Source organism: Streptomyces sp. NPDC059255 (genome assembly GCF_042752355.1).
In the GTDB taxonomy this organism is placed as follows: domain Bacteria; phylum Actinomycetota; class Actinomycetes; order Streptomycetales; family Streptomycetaceae; genus Streptomyces.
In genome coordinates, this window is record NZ_JBHYZP010000012.1 from 1 (window position 1) to 16,840 (window position 16,840).

General features: G+C 71.4%; 15 protein-coding genes and 1 pseudogene. 9 read left to right on the forward strand and 7 right to left on the reverse strand.

From position 1 onward, the window contains the following. Nucleotides 1-470 (forward strand): transposase family protein (locus tag ACFXKG_RS16460; RefSeq protein WP_384838500.1); only part of this gene is annotated, 470 nt, incomplete at its 5' end. A gap of 391 nt (nucleotides 471-861) precedes the next feature. Further along, a complete protein-coding gene (locus ACFXKG_RS16465) occupies nucleotides 862-1,494 on the forward strand; it encodes a TetR/AcrR family transcriptional regulator (protein WP_384838503.1) in 633 nt (210 codons plus the stop codon). Nucleotides 1,495-1,598: 104 nt separating this feature from the next. Here the strand turns inward: ACFXKG_RS16465 and ACFXKG_RS16470 are convergent, their stop codons facing one another. Continuing rightward, on the reverse strand, nucleotides 1,599-3,095 hold the full coding sequence (locus ACFXKG_RS16470) for an LVIVD repeat-containing protein (protein WP_384838505.1): 1,497 nt from the start codon (nucleotides 3,093-3,095) through the stop codon (nucleotides 1,599-1,601). A 177-nt stretch (nucleotides 3,096-3,272) separates the two neighbouring features. On the opposite strand from ACFXKG_RS16470, the gene ACFXKG_RS16475 reads away from it, so the two are divergent. After that, nucleotides 3,273-3,932: a DUF305 domain-containing protein gene (locus ACFXKG_RS16475; RefSeq protein ID WP_384838508.1), complete on the forward strand. Its 660-nt coding sequence runs from the start codon at nucleotides 3,273-3,275 to the stop codon at nucleotides 3,930-3,932. A gap of 33 nt (nucleotides 3,933-3,965) precedes the next feature. On the opposite strand, the gene ACFXKG_RS16480 is transcribed toward ACFXKG_RS16475, so the two are convergent. Further along, nucleotides 3,966-5,012, reverse strand: coding sequence for a DUF6214 family protein (locus ACFXKG_RS16480; RefSeq protein WP_384838511.1), 1,047 nt, complete (start codon nucleotides 5,010-5,012; stop codon nucleotides 3,966-3,968). Between the two features lie 111 nt (nucleotides 5,013-5,123). Beyond that, nucleotides 5,124-5,504, reverse strand: a complete 381-nt coding sequence (locus ACFXKG_RS16485; protein WP_384838514.1) for an ArsR/SmtB family transcription factor — start codon at nucleotides 5,502-5,504, stop codon at nucleotides 5,124-5,126. A 133-nt stretch (nucleotides 5,505-5,637) separates the two neighbouring features. On the opposite strand from ACFXKG_RS16485, the gene ACFXKG_RS16490 reads away from it, so the two are divergent. The 4 genes and pseudogenes from ACFXKG_RS16490 (at nucleotide 5,638) to ACFXKG_RS16505 (ending at nucleotide 10,391) form a co-directional block, all read left to right on the forward strand. Beyond that, nucleotides 5,638-6,717, forward strand: coding sequence for an NADH:flavin oxidoreductase/NADH oxidase (locus ACFXKG_RS16490; protein ID WP_384838517.1), 1,080 nt, complete (start codon nucleotides 5,638-5,640; stop codon nucleotides 6,715-6,717). A gap of 199 nt (nucleotides 6,718-6,916) precedes the next feature. Beyond that, the gene (locus tag ACFXKG_RS16495) at nucleotides 6,917-7,441 is read left to right on the forward strand and encodes a GNAT family N-acetyltransferase (RefSeq protein WP_384838519.1); all 525 of its coding nucleotides are present in this window, start codon (nucleotides 6,917-6,919) and stop codon (nucleotides 7,439-7,441) included. 531 nt (nucleotides 7,442-7,972) lie between these two features. Then, nucleotides 7,973-8,152: pseudogene (locus ACFXKG_RS16500) on the forward strand (xylosidase); the annotation flags it as partial. Nucleotides 8,153-8,225: 73 nt separating this feature from the next. Then, nucleotides 8,226-10,391: a non-reducing end alpha-L-arabinofuranosidase family hydrolase gene (locus ACFXKG_RS16505; protein ID WP_384838522.1), complete on the forward strand. Its 2,166-nt coding sequence runs from the start codon at nucleotides 8,226-8,228 to the stop codon at nucleotides 10,389-10,391. 50 nt (nucleotides 10,392-10,441) lie between these two features. Here ACFXKG_RS16505 and ACFXKG_RS16510 read toward each other — a convergent pair whose 3' ends face one another. Continuing rightward, nucleotides 10,442-11,119: a uracil-DNA glycosylase gene (locus tag ACFXKG_RS16510; RefSeq protein WP_384838524.1), complete on the reverse strand. Its 678-nt coding sequence runs from the start codon at nucleotides 11,117-11,119 to the stop codon at nucleotides 10,442-10,444. Nucleotides 11,120-11,296: 177 nt separating this feature from the next. Between ACFXKG_RS16510 and ACFXKG_RS16515 the strand changes: the two genes are divergently transcribed. Together ACFXKG_RS16515 and ACFXKG_RS16520 are read left to right on the forward strand one after the other, a co-directional pair. Further along, a complete protein-coding gene (locus ACFXKG_RS16515; protein ID WP_384838527.1) occupies nucleotides 11,297-12,277 on the forward strand; it encodes an N-acetylglucosamine kinase in 981 nt (326 codons plus the stop codon). Nucleotides 12,278-12,372: 95 nt separating this feature from the next. Beyond that, entirely contained in the window at nucleotides 12,373-13,293 is a 921-nt protein-coding gene (locus tag ACFXKG_RS16520) for a sirohydrochlorin chelatase (protein ID WP_384838530.1), read from the forward strand. A 104-nt stretch (nucleotides 13,294-13,397) separates the two neighbouring features. Here ACFXKG_RS16520 and ACFXKG_RS16525 read toward each other — a convergent pair whose 3' ends face one another. The 3 genes from ACFXKG_RS16525 to ACFXKG_RS16535 all read right to left on the reverse strand — a co-directional run bounded on the left by ACFXKG_RS16525 (nucleotide 13,398) and on the right by ACFXKG_RS16535 (nucleotide 16,660). Next, complete coding sequence (locus tag ACFXKG_RS16525; protein ID WP_384838533.1) at nucleotides 13,398-14,486, reverse strand: lactonase family protein; 1,089 nt, start codon at nucleotides 14,484-14,486, stop codon at nucleotides 13,398-13,400. 222 nt (nucleotides 14,487-14,708) lie between these two features. Continuing rightward, the gene (locus tag ACFXKG_RS16530) at nucleotides 14,709-15,221 is read right to left on the reverse strand and encodes a hypothetical protein (RefSeq protein ID WP_384838536.1); all 513 of its coding nucleotides are present in this window, start codon (nucleotides 15,219-15,221) and stop codon (nucleotides 14,709-14,711) included. Nucleotides 15,222-15,301: 80 nt separating this feature from the next. Beyond that, entirely contained in the window at nucleotides 15,302-16,660 is a 1,359-nt protein-coding gene (locus ACFXKG_RS16535; protein ID WP_384838539.1) for a PIG-L family deacetylase, read from the reverse strand. Nucleotides 16,661-16,840: the final 180 nt, after the last annotated feature.

Consider the following 16,840-nt stretch of genomic DNA (forward strand, 5'->3'; position numbering starts at 1 on the left):
ACTTCGTCCTGCTGGACGGCACGCTCGCCGAATGCGACCGGGTCGGCGACGGCCGGGCCGACTACTCCCACAAGCACCGCCGGCACGGCGTGAACGTGCAGGCGGTCACCGATCCGGACGGCCGGCTGCTGTGGCTCTCACCCGCGTTGCCGGGCCGGACTCACGACCTGACCGCGGCCCGCACTCACCGGATCATCCGGATCTGCGAGCGTCAGGGCGTCCCCGTGCTGGCCGATCTTGCCTACCAGGGCGGTGGTCCCTGGGTGACCACGGGCATCAAACGCAGGCCCTTGCAGGAACTCACCCCCACCGAGAAGACCCTCAACCGGGCCCTGGCCGCAGCACGGGCACCGGTCGAACGCGGCGTCGCGCGCCTGAAGTCCTGGCGGATCTTCCGCAGATCCCGATGCAGCCCGAACCGCATGACGTCAATCGCCAAAGCCGTCCTCACCCTGGAGCGGCAACGCTGAAGAAGCTCACTGACAATGGCGGCTACCACCCGTCGCCGGACAGAAGGGCCGTCGGATGCAAAGCCCCTCCAAGGCCGCGCGGGGTGTGCGCGCCGACGAGCCACGTGTCAGCCGTACAGTGCCTAACCAGTCACGCAGCGCCACCCTCGACGGTTGACGGTCACCTGACTGGGCATCAGGAAAGTCAGCATCGACTCAGCATGAGTACGATCAGAAGTGATCGAAGACGGCGGAACCAACACTTCCACCCTCTCTGGGTTTGCACCGCAGGGCTTGGGCGATCCCCCGCGTCGCCCAAGCCCTGCGGCAGCCCTGTGCGCCGACCCGGAAGGGCCCTCGACGGGACCCCCCGAGTATACTGGCTTAGAGCCAGTCAACGCAGGAGTCAAGCATGTCCCCGCGGAGCGCGTCGGTCAATGAGGAACTGCGCCGGCGCTCCCGGGAGCGGCTGTTGCAGGCCACGGTGGAGCTGGTGGCCGAGCGCGGTTACGAGGCGACGAAGCTGGCGGACATCGCCGACCGGGCCGGTTCCGCGCGCGGGCTCATCTCGTACTACTTCCCGGGCAAGCGCCAGCTGTTCCAGTCCGCCGTGCACCGGCTGATGCACCGCACGCTCGCCGCCGCGCTGGAGCGCGAGCCGGCCACGGAGGACGGCCGGGAGCTGATGGCGCGGGCGATCGACGCGATTCTCGGGCTCACGGTGGAGAGTCCTGTCCTGATGCGCGCTCACATGGCCGGCATCCTGCAGGCGGAGGGGTTCGTGCAGTGCTCCGAGCAGCAGCGGCTGGCGGGGCTGCTGCGCGAGACGGTGGAGCGGTACGGGTCGGCGGATCCGGACACCGACTATCCGATGCTGCGGGCCCTGCTGATGGGCGCGGTCTTCGCGGCACTGATGCCAGGGGCACCGATGCCGCTCCCCCGGCTGCGGGCCGAGCTGTTCGACCGCTACGGCCTCGACCGGGAGTCGGGGTCCGCCGTGTGGGTCCGGCCGGATCAGGGAGCGTCCGCCGCGCCCGGCGGCTGATGTCACCGCGGGCACGCGAGCCCGGCCGGACCCGAACGACAGACCTCAGGTCAGGTCCCGCCGGGCGTGAGGCCGCCCGGCGGAACGTCTCAGGACCTCGTCCCTCAGTGGTCGAAGTCGGCGAAGTAGTCGGGCTGCGTCTGGACGTTCAGCTCGTCCATCCGCACCCGCTTCGCGGGATCGGTCAGGCGGTCGTCGAGCTTCAGCACGTCGAAGCCCTTGACCATGTCGTTCGAGTAGATGTAGCCGTTGTAGTAGTACGAGGACCAGGTGCCGCCGCCCACCAGCGTCTCGGCCGAGATCGGACCGCGCTCGAAGTACGCGATCTCCTTCGGCTTCGAGGAGTTGGTGAAGTCCCAGACGGAGACGCCGCCCTGGTACCAGGACTGGACCATGATGTCGCGGCCCTTGACCGGGATCAGCGAGCCGTTGTGGGCGACGCAGTTCTCGGTGTCGGCCTGGTTCCGGGGGATCTTGAAGTAGCTGCGGAAGACCAGCTTGCGCTGGTCGCCCTTGCCGACGATGTCGTAGATGCCGTCGGCACCCCGGTTCGGACCGATCGCCTCGTTGCAGGTGGCGGCGCCACCGCCGCCCAGCTCATCGGTGAAGATGACCTTGTCCGCCTTCTGGTTGAACGTGGCCGAGTGCCAGAACGCGAAGTTCACGTTGTCCTGGACCTGGTCGATCACCCTGGGGCGTTCCGGGTTCTTGATGTCCATCAGGATGCCGTCGCCCATGCAGGCACCGGCGGCCAGGTCCTTCGACGGCAGCACGGTGATGTCGTGGCAGCCGGTGGTCGCCGAGACGCCCGGGTTGGTGGGCGCTCCGGGGTTGCCGCCCTCCGGGAACAGCACCTCGAAATCGACGAGTTCGGCCTTCTGGGGTGCCTTGCGGGGCACCTTGATGATGGAGATGCCGTCGTGCGGCGGCTGGCAGTCCGGGAAGGACGTGCTCGGCGAGTACGACGAGACGTAGACGTAGACGTCCTTCTTCTTCGGCACCAGCGTGTGGGTGTGCGAGCCGCACGCCGTCTCGACCGCGGCGACGTACTTGGGGTTCCGCTTGTCGCTGATGTCGAAGATCTTCATGCCCTCCCACGACTCCTTGACCGTCGCGGACTGCGCGACGCTGTTGCAGGAGTTGTCGCTGCGGGAGGAGTCGGTCGAGAGGAAGAGCAGGTTGCCGGAGACCGAGATGTCGTTCTGCGATCCGGGGCAGAGCACCTGCGCGACGGTCTTGGGGGACTTCGGGTTGCTGATGTCGAAGATCCGGAAACCGTCGTAGTTCCCCGCGAAGGCGTACTTGCCCTGGAAGGCGAGATCCGAGTTGGTCCCCGTGATCAAGTCCTTCGGGACATTGGCCACATGCGTGATGTTGGAGCTGTGGACGACTTCGTCCACGCCGGGTATGTCTCCTTGCGCGATGGCCTCCTTCACCTCGGCGGCCTGGCTCTTGGAGACCTTCTCCTTGGCCGGGGCGTCACCGGGGTCGGGTGTGGCGAGCGCCGGCCCTGCGGTCAGCAGCGTCGCGAAGAGCCCGGCCGCGGCTGCCGCCACGCCCAGACGTCTGCGCCGCACGCGAGTGGTGTGCAACGAGGTCACTGCGTCCTCCCTTGTATCCGTCCAGAGTGGAACGGGTCTCGGACCTCGGCAGTATCGTCCTTCTCATGTACATCTCAACAGATGGCAACAGAGACGTAATGAAAGTTTTTGATCACTCGCACGCGGAAGCGTGTTAGGAACATGTTCAGTCCCGCCCCTGCGTTGTAGGAGGTCACTGTGTTGATCCGCCACCGGAATCCGCGTACCCGCCGGTCCGCCGTCGCGGCGGCGGTGGCCGTCGCCGTACTCGCCCTGGGAGCCTGCGACTCGGGGGACGACCAGGCCACGGAGACGAAGGCGGCGCAGGGTCCTGGCGTGGTGGCGCCCGGGAAACCGGGCGAACCGGCCAGGACGCTCTCCCCCGAGGAGGCGAAGAAGGCCGTGCCCGACGACACCCCCAACGCGGCCGATTTCAACTACGCGCAGATGATGATCGTCCACCACCGCCAGGCGCTGGACATGACCGCGCTCGTCCCGGAACGGGCCTCCTCGACGCAGGTGAAGCGGCTCGCGTCACGGATCTCCGCCGCGCAGGAGCCGGAGATCGGCGCCATGGAGGGGTGGCTGAAGAACAACGGCGGGGCCAAGGAGCAGAACAGCCATGACCACGCGACGATGCCCGGCATGGCCACCGAGGCTCAGCTCACGCAGTTGCGCGCGGCGAAGGGCGCGGCGTTCGACGAGCTGTTCCTGAAGCTGATGATCACTCACCATCAGGGCGCGGTCACGATGGCGACCGAGGCGGTCTCGGAAGGGAACAACATCCTGATCGGGGAGATGGCCAACGAGGTCATCGCCCAGCAGACCGTCGAGATGAACCGGATGCGCTCGATGTGAGCCCGGGACGGCGCCCGCTGACGCCGCGTGAGCTCAGCGGCGGTGGTGGCGGGGGCTCAGATGACCGTCGTCGCGCGCCCCCGCGATCAGCCGGAGCGCCTTGCGGCGGCTGAACCCGGTGGCGGACATGACGGCGAGCACGGGGTCCTGGCCGGCGCTCTGGGCGGTGCGGTAGATCTCGGCGACGCCGCGCCGGGCCGCGCCGCCGCGCGGGGCGGACGTACGGGCCCGGTGGCGGCCGGATTCCACGGGCCCCCGGTCGCCACCCGAAGGGTCTGCGGGCGCGGTCGGCGCCTCGGAGGGGGCCGGCGTCCCGGGGACGGTGGCTTGGGGCTCGGCGGTGACCGGCGTCCGGCTCAGGGCCGGTGTCTCGGCGGTGGTGAGCGGCTCGGAGAGAGCTGAGGTCCCGGAGATCGCCGGTGTCCCGGCGGTGGTGGGGGGCTCGGAGATCGTCGGCCCCGCCGGGGGCGCCGCCTCCGGGGCTCCCGGCGTGTCGGGTGTGGGCACGGGGTCCGTCCCGGCTTCCGGTGCGGGCCGGGTCACGTACCCGGGCCAGGGATCCGTGCCGGATACGGGGCCGGCGCGAAGCCCTGCGGGCGGCGTCGGCCTCTCCGGCGGACCCGCCATACCCGCGGCACCGGACGCACCCGACGCGCTCGACGCGTCCACGGCGTCCGCCGCCTCCGCCGGGCCGCTCCGGCCCTCGGGGGGCGGCACGGGGCCCGGCTGGGGTACGGGCGGCCTGTGCGGCCCGGCGACCACCTGGCAGGCGTTCTGGAGGGGTGCCTCGATCGCCTCGGCCAGCGCCGCGAACCCTTCGAGCGCCAGCGGCGGATCCGCCTGCGCGTCCTCGATGGCGATCCGGCCCTCCCGTACCACCGCGAGCACATCGATCCGGGCACCGTCCTGGAACGTCAGCCGGACATCGACCCACGGCGGCAGAAGCTCGCATCGCCCGGCGCCGTCCCGGGGGTCTCCGGCGACGGTCACCGTGCCGTGCCCCTGCACTTCCCACACGGGCCACTCGCACGCGTCGCGGTCATGGGGTTCCTGGGCGGACGTCAGTCTGTGTTCCGACACATTCACAACTTAATCAGGCAATCCGCCCCTATGGTTTTGCCGCGCACACGTCGGCCCGTACGGCACCCTGTCGGCTCATAGCCCCGGCCCGCCACGGCAGATCATGCCTGATCAGAGGGCCGGAGTGGCGAGCCTGGCCTCCTGCGCGGCGGCGGCGTCGAGGACGCTGTCGAGCACCCCGGGGAAGAGCGCGTCCAGGTCCTCCCGGCGGAGGCCGCTCATCTTGGCCGTGCCCCGGTAGACCTGCCGGATCACCCCGTTCTCCCGCAACACCCTGAAGTGGTGGGTGGTGGTCGATTTGGTGACGGGCAGGTCGAAGTACGAACAGGACAGCTCCCCGCCGTCGGCGTCCAACTCCCGGACGATCCGCAGCCGCAGGGGGTCGGCGAGCGCGTGCAGAACACCCTCCAGGCGGATCTCCGTACAGGAGGGGTGGGCAAGCTCACGGGTGCTGGTCGTGGCGGTCACGGCGGCTCCACTCGATCGAGGCATGCATCCATTGTACGAGGATCTTCGTAGTTTGACATTTCCCGTACTACGGTGGGTACCGTACGAAGCATGGGCCGGCCCTCCCCTCCGGTACCGGCCCCTCCGCCCCTCAGACACGTTGTGAATGGAGCCTGCCGTGAGCTCACTGTTCGAGCCGTACACCCTGCGGTCCCTGACCATCCCGAACCGGATCTGGATGGCACCGATGTGCCAGTACAGCGCGGAGGAGTCGGGCCCGGACGCCGGTGTGCCGGGCGACTGGCACTTCGCCCATCTCGCGGCGCGCGCCGTCGGCGGTACGGGCCTGATCCTCACCGAGGCCACGGCGGTCAGCCCGGAGGGCCGGATCAGCCCCGCCGACCTCGGCATCTGGAACGACGCCCAGGTGGCCGGGTTCCGCCGGATCACGCGCTTCCTCGCCGAGCAGGGCACCGTCAGCGGTATCCAGCTCGCACATGCCGGGCGCAAGGCGAGCACGGACCGGCCGTGGAAGGGCGGCGGCCCGGTCGGCCCCGAGGCGAACGGGTGGGAGCCGCTGGCGCCGAGCCCGGTGCCCTTCGCGGACGGCCACCTCCTTCCCGCCGAGCTGACGGTGGAGCAGATCGAGGAGATCGTCGGCCAGTTCGCCGCGGCGGCCCGGCGCGCCCGGGAGGCCGGGTTCGAGGTCGTCGAGGCGCACGGGGCGCACGGTTATCTGATCGGCGAGTTCCTGTCGCCGCACAGCAACCGGCGTACGGACGCCTACGGCGGCTCCTTCGAGAACCGCGCGCGCTTCGCCCTCCAGGTCGTGGACGCCGTCCGCGCCGAGTGGCCCGACGAGCTGCCGGTCCTCTTCCGGATCTCCGCCACGGACTGGCTCGACGAGGGCGGCTGGACCGTCGACGACACGGTGCGCCTCGCGGACGAGCTGCTGGCGCACGGCGTGGACCTGCTCGACGTGTCCAGCGGCGGCAACGCCTCCGGAGTGCGCATTCCGGTCACCCCCGGCTACCAGGTGCCGTTCGCGGCCCGCGTCAGGGCGGAGACCCGGCTGCCCGTGGCGGCGGTCGGTCTGATCACCCGGCCCGAGCAGGCCGAGAAGATCCTCTCGAACGGCGAGGCCGATGCCGTCCTGCTCGGCCGGGAGCTGCTGCGCGACCCGTCCTGGGCCCGCCGCGCCGCCGGTGAGCTGGGCGGCACGGTGCACACCCCGCCGCAGTACGACCGGGCGGTCTGAGCGGCGGGAGAGCCGGGCCGTCGGCCGCGGGAAGCCCAAGTCGGCAACTGCGGGAGCCCTGGCCGGCGACGCGGGGAGCCCTGGCCGGCGGTCGCCCGGCCGGGCTCCCCGGCGCCGTCCCGCCCTGCCGGGCGACGTACGATGACGCGGTCGTGGCCCGGTCGTCCGGCCGGGCGGCCAGTGAACAAGGGAACGAGCCATGGGAACGCCGGCTCAGCAGACCGTCGTCCGTCCCGCCGCGCCCGCGGATCTCCACGCCGTGGCCGGAATCTACGCCCACTACGTCCTGCACAGCGTGGCGACGTTCGAGGAGGTGCCGCCGACGGCCGACGACTGGCTGCGGCGCTTCCAGGACCTCACTTCCCGGGACGATCCGTTCCTGGTCGCCGAGGTGGCCGGGGAAGTGGCCGGGTACGCGTACGCGGGACCGTGGCGTCCCCGGCCCGCCTACCGGAACACGGTGGAGGACACGATCTACCTCTCCCCCCGCCATACCGGCACGGGCCTGGGCGGCGCCCTGCTGGGGCCCCTCGTGGAGCGGTGTGCGCGGGCGGGCCGACGGCGGATGGTCGCGGTCATCGCGGACACCGGCCAGGACGCGTCGGCCGCGCTGCACCGGCGGTTCGGCTTCAGCCACGCCGGGCGGCTGACCGAGGTCGGGTACAAGCACGGGCGGTGGGTCGACACCGTACTGATGGAGCGGGCCCTCTCACGGGAGCCCTGACCTCCCCCGCGAACCGGCGCGCCGGGCCGCACACTTCGAAACATTTCGCTGTCAATTCCGAATGATGCAGAGGGTATTGACGCGCGCGCTGGGGCTTCTATCATCCAAGACGTCCGAAGCTCCGGTCTGCGTTCGACACTTCGAACCCGCGGTTCTCGAACCATGACCGATCCGACGCGGTCCGCGCACCTCACCGCACCGCGCAGACCAGGCAGTTCCGTATGTCGTTCTTCCAGCAGCCGTCGGCAGTTCGGGCGACTCCGTCGAAACCTTTCGCACCGTACGCGAGGAGGAACGGTCGACATGTCATGGCTCGAACAAGCACACAGCCGACGCGGAGCGCTGGTGACGGCCACCGGACTGATCGCCGGTGCCGCGCTGCCGGGTACGGCGACCGCGCAGGCTGCGGCGTCCGCGCCCGCGGCCGGTGCCGCCGTCGCACCGTCGGAACCGGCGGTACCGGCGGCACCGGTCGCCGGGCCGTACACGAATCCGGTGGTGTGGCAGGACTTCGCGGACATCGACATCATCCGCCCCGGCACCTTCTCCTACAGCACCGACGGCACCGACTTCACACGCCTGGGACCCGCTTTCACCATGGGCAACAGCTGGCAGTTCTTCATGGGGTACCGGTTCGCCCTCTTCAACTACGCCACGCAAGTGCTCGGCGGCGCGGTCGGCGTGGCGCGGTTCGAACTCTCGACGCCCTGAGCCGCCCTCTCACTCACACCGCACCCGCATCCGCATCCGCATTCCTGTCCCAACCGACCGTACGAGGAGAACCGTGAATCCACTTATACGACGTGGCCGGCGCCGTGCCTCGGTGTTAGGCCTGCTGACCGCCTCCGCGCTGCTGGCCACCGGGGTCGCCGCCGCCGCGCCCGTCGACAGAACCGAAGCGGGAACCGGGACCGGGATTGAGGCCGGGACCGGGGCCGCATCCGTCCGGGCGAGTACCCTGGGCGCCCAGGCGGCCCAGTCCGGGCGGTACTTCGGAACCGCCGTGGCCGCCGGCAAGCTGGGCGACGGAACGTACGCGACGATCCTGGACCGCGAGTTCAACTCGGTCACGCCCGAGAACGAGATGAAGTGGGACACCGTCGAGCGGTCCCGCGGCTCGTTCAACTTCGCCCCCGCCGACCAGATCGTCAACCGTGCCTCGGCGCGCGGCCAGCGCGTCCGGGGCCACACACTGGTCTGGCACTCCCAACTGCCCAGCTGGGTCAGCTCCCTCACGGACGCGAACACACTGCGCGGCGTGATGAACAACCACATCACCACCGTGATGAACCACTACAAGGGCAAGGTCCAGGCCTGGGACGTGGTCAACGAGGCGTTCGCCGACGGCGGCAGCGGTCAGCACCGCCCCTCGGTGTTCCAGAACCTGCTCGGTGACGGCTTCATCGAGCAGGCCTTCCGCACCGCGCGGGCCGCCGATCCGGCGGCCAAGCTCTGCTACAACGACTACAACATCGAGAACTGGAGCGACACCAAGACCCAGGGCGTGTACCGCATGGTGCGCGACTTCAAGGCGCGCGGCGTGCCCATCGACTGCGTCGGCTTCCAGGCCCACTTCGGCACCGGCGGCCCGCCGTCCGCCTTCCAGACGACGCTGTCGAACTTCGCGGCGCTCGGCGTGGACGTGCAGATCACCGAACTCGACATCGCCCAGGCGCCGACGACCGCGTACGCGAACACCGCCCGGGCGTGTATGAACGTCCCACGGTGCAACGGGATCACCGTGTGGGGCATCCGCGACAGCGACTCCTGGCGCAGTGGGGAGAACCCGCTGCTGTTCGACCGCGGCGGCAACAAGAAGGCGGCCTATCAGGCGACGCTGACCGCCCTCGGCGGCAGCGCGCTCACGACGGCGGTCACAACGGCGGGAACCACGAGCACCCGCGGGGCGGCACCGGCGGGCGCCCGGTCCGTCCCACCGGCGGACGACCGCCCGGCCACACCGGCGGGCGCCCGCTCGGCCTCCGCCCCGTCGGCCCTGCCCGGCAGCTTCTCCTGGAGCTCCAGCGGCGCGCTGATCGCCCCGAAGCCGGACTCGACCCACAACATCGCCGGGATCAAGGACCCGTCGGTCGTCCACTACAACGGCAAGTACCACGTGTTCGCCAGCACGGCGAGCGCCGCCGGCTACAACCTGGTGTACCTGAGCTTCAGCGACTGGTCCCAGGCCGGTTCGGCGACCCACCACTACCTGGACCGCAGCGCGATCGGCACCGGCTACCGGGCCGCGCCGCAGGTCTTCTACTACGCCCCGCAAGGGCTGTGGTACCTCGTCTACCAGACCGGCAACGCGTCGTTCTCCACCAACCCGGACATCAGCAACCCCAACGGCTGGAGCGCGCCCCGCAACTTCTACTCCGCGATGCCGGACATCATCAGGCAGAACATCGGCAACGGCTACTGGGTCGACATGTGGGTGATCTGCGACAGCGCCAACTGCTACCTGTTCTCCTCCGACGACAACGGGCACCTCTACCGCTCGCAGACGACGGTGTCCCAGTTCCCGAACGGGTTCACCAACACCGTCATCGCCGCCCAGGATGCCAACAGGTACGCCCTGTTCGAAGCCGCCAACGTCTACAAGGTGCAGGGCGCCAATCAGTATCTGCTGGTCGTGGAGGCGATCGGCTCCGACGGCCGGCGCTACTTCCGGTCCTGGACCGCGAGCAGCCTGGCCGGCTCGTGGACGGCGCTGGCCGCCTCGGAGAGCAACCCCTTCGCCCGGGCGAACAACGTCGGCTTCCCGGCCGGGTCCTGGACCAGGGATGTCAGCCACGGCGAGATGATCCGCGCGGGCTACGACCAGACGTTGACGATCCCCGTCTGCAAGCTGCAGTACGTGTACCAGGGCATGAACCCCTCCGCGAGCGGCGACTACAACACACTGCCGTGGCGGCTCGGCCTGCTCACCCAGACCAACTCGGCCTGCTGACCGAGGGGCCGGCCTCCGCCGGGCCTTCCCGGCGGAGGCCGGCCCGGTCCCTAGGGCAACTGCCAGTCCACCGGCTGCGCCCCTTGGCGGACCAGCAGGTCGTTGGTGCGGCTGAACGGCCGTGAGCCGAAGAACCCGCGGTCCGCCGACATCGGCGAGGGGTGGGCGGACTCGATCGCCGGGTAGTCGCCGAGGATCGGGCGCAGGTTACGGGCGTCGCGCCCCCACAGGATGGAGACGAGCGGCTTGCCTCGCGCGACCAGCGCGCGGATGGCCTGCTCGGTCACCTCTTCCCAGCCCTTGCCGCGGTGCGCGGCGGGCTTGCGGGGCGCCGTGGTGAGGGCCCTGTTCAGCAGGAGTACGCCCTGCTTGGTCCACGGGGTCAGATCGCCGTTGGACGGCCGGGACAGTCCGAGGTCGCCGTGCAGCTCCCGGAAGATGTTCTCCAGGCTGCCGGGCAGGTTGGCCACGTCGGGCGCGACCGCGAAGCTGTGCCCGATGGCCATACCGGGGGTCGGGTACGGATCCTGCCCCATGATGAGGACGCGCACCTCGTCGAAGGGCTGCTGGAACGCGCGGAGGATGTTGGCGCCGGCCGGCACGTACGTACGGCCGGCCGCGATCTCCGCGCGCAGGAAGTCCCCCATGGCGGCGACACGCTCCGCCACGGGGCCCAGCGCGTCCGCCCATCCGGGCTCGACAAGTTCGTTCAACGGTAGAGCTGCCACAGGGCGTTACCCTACTCCCCATCTGTGACATCACATGTGGCGTCCGTCCTTGTCGTCCTCGTCGTCTCCGTCCTTGGCGCCCTCGTCACCCTCTCGTCCTTGTCGCCTTCCAGAAGTCCGGTGTCCCTTGTCCTCAGTGCGTCCGGTGATCAGGCCCCTCCCGTCCGGTGGCCCCGTATGAGCTGGGTCCTGGGCGTCGACTCGGGCGGTTCGGGCGTACGTTGCGCGCTCGGCGCCGTGGGGCCGGGCGGGGTGGTCACGGTCGTCTCGTCCGCCGAGTCCGCCGAGCCGGTGCGTACGGGCCCTTCCGGCATCGATCCGGAGGAGTTCGCCGCCCGGCTGCTGCCCGCCGCGCGGGCGCTGCTGGCGGAGGCGGGCGCGGAGGGCCTGTCGGCGGTCGCCGTCGGTGCCACGGGAATGGCGACGCTCGGTGACGGGCTCCGCGCGGCGCTGCCCGGCGCGCTGGAGCGCTCCCTCGGGGTGCGGCGGCTCGCGCTCGCCGCCGACGCGGTCACCGCGTACGCGGGCGCGCTCGGCCAGCGCCCCGGCGCCGTCGTCGCCGCGGGTACCGGCATGATCGCGCTGGGCATGACACCGGAGGGCTGGCGCCGCGCGGACGGCTGGGGCCATCTGCTGGGCGACTGCGGTTCGGGCGCCTGGATCGGCCGCGCCGGGCTGGAGGCCGCCCTCCGCTCGTACGACGGGCGAGGCGGCGGATCGGCCGCGCTCCTGTCCGCCGTGGAGACGGTTTTCGGTCCCGCCGGCGAGCTTCCCGGACTGCTCTACCCCCGCTCCGACCGGCCCGCCGTACTCGCCTCGTTCGCGCCGGAAGTGGCCCGCCGCGCGGCCGGTGACCCGGTCGCGCGCTCGATTCTCGCGCAGGCCGCGGAGCACATCGCGGACGCGGCCGCAGCGGTCTGCCCACCATCGGGTGAATGTGAAGTGGCCCTCACAGGCGGACTGTTCAAGCTCGGCGAGCCCCTCCTCGGGCCGGTGCGCGCCGAGCTGTCCGCCCGGCTCCCGCATGCCACGACGGTCGCCGCGGCCACGGATCCGCTGGGTGGGGCGCTGTTCGTCGCCGCGGGGCTCGCCACCGGCTCGCTCCGGCTGCCATCCGACCCGCGCCTGCTGAACGTCTCGACAGAACAGGACAGATGAGCTGAAAAATACCTAACGGATATATAAGGACAGATGGCTCGCAGCCGCCCCCTCCCCGAACAGCCGCGCCCACAAAACCAGTAGCATTCGACGCCATGAGCACCCCCACTGGGCCCGCATCCGGCCTGCCCGTACGAATGCCGCGACCCCGCCAGTCGGGGCGCCACCGCCGTCCCGAGCCGGTCGCGGCCCCCGAAGGTGCGCCCGCGCTGGTTCTCGCCGTTCCCGGCACCCCGTCCAGCGCCGTCCGCGGGCTGGCCGAAGAGGTCGTCAGCATCGCCCGTTCCGAGCTCCCGGGGCTCAACGCCTACATCGGGTACCTGGACGGCGACGACACCGAGTACCCCACCCTCCAGGCCGTACTGGCCGGGACCGCCGCACTGCGCACGGAGCGCTACGAGCTGGCCAAGGCCGCCGGTCGTGAGGTGGCCGAGCCCGAGGGTCCCGCCGCCGTGGTCGTGCCGCTGCTGGCAGGCCCGGAGAGCACGCTGATCGAGCGGATCGGCGCGGCCGTGACGGAGAGCGGCGCCTCCGTGGAGCTGACCGATGTGCTCGGTCCGCACCCGCTGCTCGCCGAGGGCCTGCACGTCCGCCTCTCGGAGGCCGGTCTGGCCCGCGCCGACCGCGCCAGGCTCTTCACGGTCGCCACGGCGGCCGATGGGATCATCCTGGCCACGGTGGGCGGCGAGGAGGCGGTCCGTACCGCCGGGATCACCGGAATGCTGCTGGCCGCGCGGCTGGCCGTGCCGGTGATGGCCGCCGCGCTCGACACGGAGGGCTCGGTCGCCGCGATCGCCGAGCAGCTCCGCGAGTCGGGTTCGACGCAGCTCGCGCTCGCGCCGTACCTGGTCGGTCCCGAGCTGCCCGCGGGTCTGCTCGACGCGGCCGTCAAGGAGGCCGACTGCGCCACGGCGGAGCCGCTCGGCGCGTACCCGGCCATCGGCAAGCTGGTGCTGTCGCATTACGCCACCACGCTGGGCATCACCCCGCAGCCGCAGGGAACACCCGCGCACTGACGCGCCCGCGTCCGGACGGGGCTCCGCCCTCGCGCCCGTACGCATGGGAAAGGGCCCGCACCGGATCGCCCCGGCGCGGGCCCTTCCCGTGCCGGAGCGACCCCTCAGCCGAAGATCACGCAGGACGCGGCGGGGGCGGCCAGGGCGCCGGCCAGGACCGGAACGCCGGTGACCGGGTCGATGTCGAACCAGGTCACGTTGCCGGAGCGTTCGTTGGCCGCGTACAGTCTGCGGCCCGTCGGGTCCAGCACGAGATCGCGCGGCCAGTGCCCGCCGCAGGGCACGGTGGTGACGAGTTCCGGCTTCTCGTACGTCGGGTCGAGGGCGAGGACGGCGATGCTGTCGTGGCCCCGGTTGGCCACCCAGAGGAACCGTCCGTCCGGCGCCACGACCACCTCGGAGGGGTAGCTCCCGCCCGCCGCGCCCTCCGCGCCCGCCTCGCCGCCGGGCAGGACGGCGCTCTCGCCGACCGGTTCGAGCACGCCGTACGCCTCGTCCCAGCGGCAGACGGTGAGCACCGGTTCCAGCTCGCCCAGCACGTAGACATGGCCGCCCGCCGGGTGGAAGGCGAGATGGCGGGGTCCGGTGCCGGGGCGCAGCGCGGTGGAGCCGTGCGGGATCAGTTCGCCGGCCATGGTGTCCAGGGAGCAGATCCGTACGGTGTCGGTGCCCAGGTCGGGGCTGAGGATCCACCGCCCGCCGGGGGCGGCCACCACCTGGTGGGCGTGCGGGCCGCGCTGCCGGTCCGGGTGGGGTCCGGTCCCCTGGTTCTGGAGCACGCCGGTGACCGCCCGGGGGCGCCCGTCGGCGGCGACGGGCAGGACGGAGAGGCTGCCGGACCCGTAGTTGGCGGTGAGGAGACGCCCGGCGGCGAACGTGAGATGGGTCGGTCCCGAGCCGCACACGAGGACGGGGTCCCCGAGCGGGCTCGGCGCCGCGGACCCGGCGGCGGTGTCCTGGGGGCGGAAGGCGGCCACGGCGCCCTCGTCGGTCTCGGAGACGGCGTAGAGGACCGTGCCGTCCGGCGAGAGCGCGAGGTACGAGGGATCGGCCACGGCGTCCGTGACCCCGCGCGCGGTGAGCGCCCCGGTGCGCGCGTCCACGGCCGCGGCGATGATGCCGAGCCCTCCTGACGAGGTGAACGACCCGATGAAGGCCCGTCCGCCGTCGTGCCCACCGCTGTCGCCACTCACCGTGTCTCCCCTCCAGGCCCGCCCCGGTGCCGGGCCGACCGTAGCAGGCCGCGCCGGGAAGATCACGGCCCTGGGGCGCTCTGCCCTAGGGTTCGGGCGGCCACGAGCGGGGCGCGCGGTGAGGTGCGCAGGGGCGCGGAGAGTTCCGTGCGCGCCCGCTCCAGGCCGTGCGGACGGGTCGGCGCGGCCTCGGCCCCGGGGTGGTGGCCTGGGACCGGCCCGTCAGTCCTCGGGGTCCAGCTGGTCGGCGAAGGCGCGTAGCGCGTCGGCCAGTTCCTTCTTCGTGGGCAGTTGGTCGACCTTCTTGTCGAGCTCGTCGACGCGCCTGGTGAGTTCCTCGAGGTCGGCGGGGGTACCGGGGGAGCCCGTGGGGCCGTCGGTGGGGTGGCCGGTGGGGTCGTTCGAGGGATCGCCGGAGGTGCCTCCCGTCGAATCCCCCGGGCTGGGTTCGGCGCCCCCGGAACCGCTGACGCTGCCGCCGTCCGTACTGCCGGCGTCGGCACCGCCGCCGTCCGTGCTGCTCCCGTCCGTGCTGCTCCCCTCCGTACCGCCGTCGGTTCCTGCCCCGACCGTGGTCTCGTCGGCCGTCGGACCGGCGGTCGCGCCGATGTCCGCCGCTCCGCCGTCCGCCGACCCCGCCGCCATCGCTCCGCCGACTCCGAGGATCACCGCGACGGCGGCGCCCACGACCGCGGCCAGCGTTCTTCGTGTGCGCATCTGTGCTGAATCTGTCATGCGCCGGACACTAGTGACGGTTTTCGGCGGAAGAGGGACTTCCGCGGAACTCCTGCCGATACGGGCGAACGCGCACGGCCTCAGCCGTACCAGCGCACCTCCGGGCGGTAGGGGGCGCACCGGGCCAGGCGGAGCCGGGGGCGCAGGTTGACCATGTCGTCCTGGGACAGGCAGCCGTCCTGGGAGCCGATCCGTCCCCCGGCGTCGCGCCACCAGTGCTGGCCGGGCGAGCCGTCGCAGGCGGAGAGGAAGGGCGACGAGGAGTTCCCGTACGGCGCGGTGAGGCAGCGTCCGCCCACCGCGGTCCGGACGGCGCCGTCGACGAAACTCCACCGCTGGGCCCGCGCGCCGTCGCACGCGTGCGTCGCGACCTCGGCGGTTCTCTCCTTGCCGCCTCCCCCGGCCAGACAGAGTTCCACCGTACGGCCGGAGTCCGTCGTGGCGATCGCGGACATGATCTCGCCGGGGCGCGGCTCCCGGTGCGTTCTGCGGTATTCCTTGCCGACCCAGTTCCGGTAGCCGAGGCCGTACGGGAGGACCGCGGGGCATTTCCTCGGCACGCACCCCGTATGCCGGTAGTACGTCTCGAACACCGCTTCTTTCCGCTTCTTCTGCACCGCGCTCAGATTGGCGGGCAGCAGCGACATGGTGTACCCGAGGTACGGCGTCACCGGGGGCCGGTCCGCCGCGTCGTAGGCGGCCCTTCTGACATATCTGCCCGCCACCGCGTGGTCGCTGTGGTCGCTGTGGTCGACGGAGCGCGTCTCATGGTGCCCGAAGGCGATGTTGTCGTAGTCCAGCGTCCGGACGCGCCGTGCCTTTTCGCGGTCGACGAACCCGGTCAGGGTGCGCAGCAGTTCGCCCTCGGTGTAGGCGCGCCCGCCGTCGACCGGCCGGATCTGCCGGATCTCGCCGCGGAAGAGCCTCAGCAGGCTCTGGTGGTGGTTGGTGGTGGTGCCGCTGCCCCTGGGCAGTCCGTCGGGCAGCCGGAGGAAGGTGAGCCGGACCTCGGCTCCGCCGGCCTCACCCGCTGCACCTTCGGCACCTTCGGTTCTCTCGGCTCCCTCGGCTCTCTCGGCTCCCTCGGCTCCCTCGGCCAGGGTGTACGAGCGGAGTCTGCGGCCGCCCACGACGACGTCGTTTCTCGTCCAGCGGTCTGCGGCGCCCGCCATTTCGGCATACGCCGCCCGCACACCGTCCTCCCGGCTTTTCACGTAGTAGCTCTTCCCGAAGGGGTGACCGGCGTCCCCGGCGGTCAGATAGACCGTGCTGACGGAACACCCCGCGGAGATGGTCCGCTGGATCTCGGGGTTGACGAAGAGAAGGTCGTCGTCCTGATGGGCGACGCCCACCACGAGCCGTTCGCAGGGCTCCGCCGGCCGTTCCCGGGGCGGGGCGGCGAGCGTGCCGAAGACCGCGCAGAGGGAAAGGAGGGACACGGCCCACAGCGGGCGCCGGGGATTGCCTCGTACACCGGTTTTCCTCACGGCGAGATCTTTCATCACAGGGACAGGGCGGCCGGGTGCGACGCGCAGGGGGCGTTCCCTTTACGGGGTGGCGGCCACGTGACGGGGCGGCGACCGGGCCGTTCGTCCGAGTGCCGCGTTCTGATGGCCCGG